We start from the raw sequence: 2,896 nt of genomic DNA on the forward strand, positions 1-2,896 counted from the left end.
TCAGCCGAGGACGGTCCAGGTGTCGCCTCCGGCCAGGAGTGCGGCGAGGTCGCCCTTGCCCTGTTGTTCGACGGCGGTGTCGAGTTGGTCGGCCATCTGGGTGTCGTAGACGGGGCGTTCGGTGGAGCGGAAGACGCCGATGGGGGTGTTGTGCAGGGTGTCGGGGTCGGCGAGGCGGGAGAGGGCGAAGGCGGTGGTCGGGGACGCGGAGTGCGCGTCGTGGACCAGGATCTGCCCCTCGTTCTCCGGGGTCACGGCGACGACTTTGAGGTCGGCGGTGGCGGGGTCGCGGACGACGCCCTTGGTGAGGTCGGTGCCGAAGCGGATGGGCTGTCCGTGTTCGAGGCGGATGACGGCGTCCTCGGCCTGCTGCTTGTCCTTGAGGGCGTCGAAGGCGCCGTCGTTGAAGATGTTGCAGTTCTGGTAGATCTCGATGAGGGCGGTGCCGGGGTGGGCGGCGGCCTGGCGCAGGACGTCGGTGAGGTGCTTGCGGTCGGAGTCGATGGTGCGTGCCACGAAGGAGGCCTCCGCGCCCAGGGCAAGCGACACCGGGTTGAAGGGCGCGTCCAGCGACCCCATGGGGGTGGATTTGGTGATCTTGCCGATTTCGGAGGTGGGGGAGTACTGGCCCTTGGTGAGGCCGTAGATGCGGTTGTTGAACAGCAGGATCTTGAGGTTGACGTTGCGGCGCAGGGCGTGGATGAGGTGGTTGCCGCCGATGGAGAGGGCGTCGCCGTCGCCGGTGACCACCCATACGGACAGGTCGCGGCGGCTGGTGGCCAGGCCGGTGGCGATGGCGGGGGCACGTCCGTGGATGGAGTGCATGCCGTAGGTGTTCATGTAGTAGGGGAAGCGGGAGGAGCAGCCGATGCCGGAGACGAAGACGATGTTCTCCCTGGCCAGGCCGAGTTCGGGCATGAAGCCCTGGACGGCGGCGAGGATGGCGTAGTCGCCGCAGCCGGGGCACCAGCGCACTTCCTGGTCCGACTTGAAGTCCTTCATGGACTGCCGGGCCTCGGCCTTGGGGACGAGGGAGAGTGGCTCAGTGGTCATCGATGGCCTCCTTGAGCGCCGCGGCGAGCTGCTCCGCCTTGAACGGCATGCCGTTGACCTGGTTGTAGGAGTGGGCGTCGACCAGGTACTTCGCGCGGACGAGGGTGGCGAGCTGGCCGAGGTTCATCTCCGGGATGACGACCGTGTCGTAGGCCTGAAGGACCGTGCCGAGGTTGCGGGGGAGGGGGTTGAGGTGGCGCAGGTGGGCCTGCGCGATGGCCTCGCCGGCCGCCCGCAGCCTGCGCACCGCGGCGGTGATCGGCCCGTAGGTGGATCCCCAGCCCAGGACCAGGGTTCTCGCCTGGTGCGGGTCGTCCACTTCCACGTCCGCGACGGTGATGCCGTCGATCTTGGCCTGGCGGGTGCGGACCATGAAGTCGTGGTTGGCCGGGGCGTAGGAGATGTTCCCGGTCCCGTCCTCCTTCTCGATCCCGCCGATGCGGTGCTCGAGTCCCGGGGTGCCCGGGATCGCCCACGGCCGGGCCAGGGTCTGCGGGTCCCGCTTGTACGGCCAGAAGACCTCGCTGCCGTCCTGAAGGGTGTGGTTCGGGCCCTGCGCGAACTGCACCCGCAGATCCGGCAGCTCGTCCAGCTCCGGGATCCGCCACGGCTCCGAACCGTTGGCCAGATAGCCGTCGCTGAGCAGGAACACCGGCGTGCGGTAGGTCAGCGCGATCCGCGCCGCCTCCAGAGCCGCGTCGAAGCAGTCGGCCGGCGTGCGCGGGGCCACGATCGGCACCGGCGCCTCGCCGTTGCGCCCGTACATCGCCTGCAGCAGATCCGCCTGCTCGGTCTTGGTCGGCAGCCCGGTCGACGGCCCGCCCCGCTGGATGTCCACCACCAGCAGCGGCAGCTCCAGCGACACGGCGAGCCCGATGGTCTCCGACTTCAGCGCCACCCCCGGACCCGACGTCGTCGTCACCGCGAGGGACCCCCCGAAGGCGGCCCCCAGCGCCGCCCCGATGCCGGCGATCTCGTCCTCGGCCTGGAAGGTACGCACACCGAAGTTCTTGTGCTTGCTCAGCTCGTGCAGGATGTCCGAGGCCGGAGTGATCGGGTACGAGCCCAGGAACAGCGGCAGATCGGCCTGCCGCGAGGCGGCGACCAGCCCGTACGCCAGCGCCAGATTCCCGGAGATGTTCCTGTACGTCCCGACCGGGAACGCCTTCGCGGCCGGCGCGACCTCGTAGGAGACGGCGAAGTCCTCGGTGGTCTCCCCGAAGTTCCAGCCCGCACGGAACGCGGCGATGTTGGCGGCCGCGATGTCGGGCTTCTTGGCGAACTTCGACCGCAGGAACTTCTCGGTGCCCTCCGTCGGCCGGTGGTACATCCACGACAGAAGGCCGAGCGCGAACATGTTCTTGCTGCGCTCGGCCTCCTTGCGGGTGAGGTCGAATTCCTTGAGAGCCTCGACGGTCAGGGTGGTCAGCGGGACCGGGTGGAGCTGGTAACCGTCGAGGGAACCGTCCTCCAGCGGCGAGGCCGCGTACCCCACCTTCTGCATCGCCCGCTTGGTGAACTCGTCCGTGTTGACGATGATCTCCGCGCCGCGCGGCACATCGCCGATGTTGGCCTTCAGCGCGGCCGGGTTCATCGCGACCAGCACATTGGGCGCGTCACCCGGCGTGAGGATGTCGTGGTCGGCGAAGTGCAGCTGGAACGAGGAGACGCCGGGGAGGGTGCCGGCGGGCGCGCGGATCTCGGCGGGGAAGTTCGGCAGGGTGGACAGATCGTTGCCGAACGACGCCGTCTCCGAGGTGAAGCGGTCACCGGTGAGCTGCATACCGTCACCCGAGTCCCCCGCGAACCTGATGATCACCCGGTCGAGACGGCGTACGTCCTT

General features: G+C 68.9%; 2 protein-coding genes. Both read right to left on the bottom strand.

Annotated elements, in window-relative coordinates:
- Entirely contained in the window at positions 1–1,053 is a 1,053-nt protein-coding gene (locus ACIRF9_RS52525) for a 2-oxoacid:ferredoxin oxidoreductase subunit beta (protein ID WP_403837771.1), read from the bottom strand.
- Positions 1,043–2,896, bottom strand: a 1,854-nt coding sequence (locus ACIRF9_RS52530) for a 2-oxoacid:acceptor oxidoreductase subunit alpha (protein WP_403837773.1), incomplete at its 5' end; no start/stop codon positions are given. The genes ACIRF9_RS52525 and ACIRF9_RS52530, both read right to left, overlap by 11 nt.

The sequence above is a fragment of the Streptomyces sp. NPDC096132 genome (assembly GCF_044763345.1).
Classification (GTDB): Bacteria; Actinomycetota; Actinomycetes; order Streptomycetales; family Streptomycetaceae; genus Streptomyces.

Bases quoted from the DNA above. Each gene is read 5' to 3' on its own strand.
- ACIRF9_RS52525 (WP_403837771.1), bottom strand. From the start codon at position 1,053: ATGACCACTGAGCCACTCTCCCTCGTCCCCAAGGCCGAGGCCCGGCAG.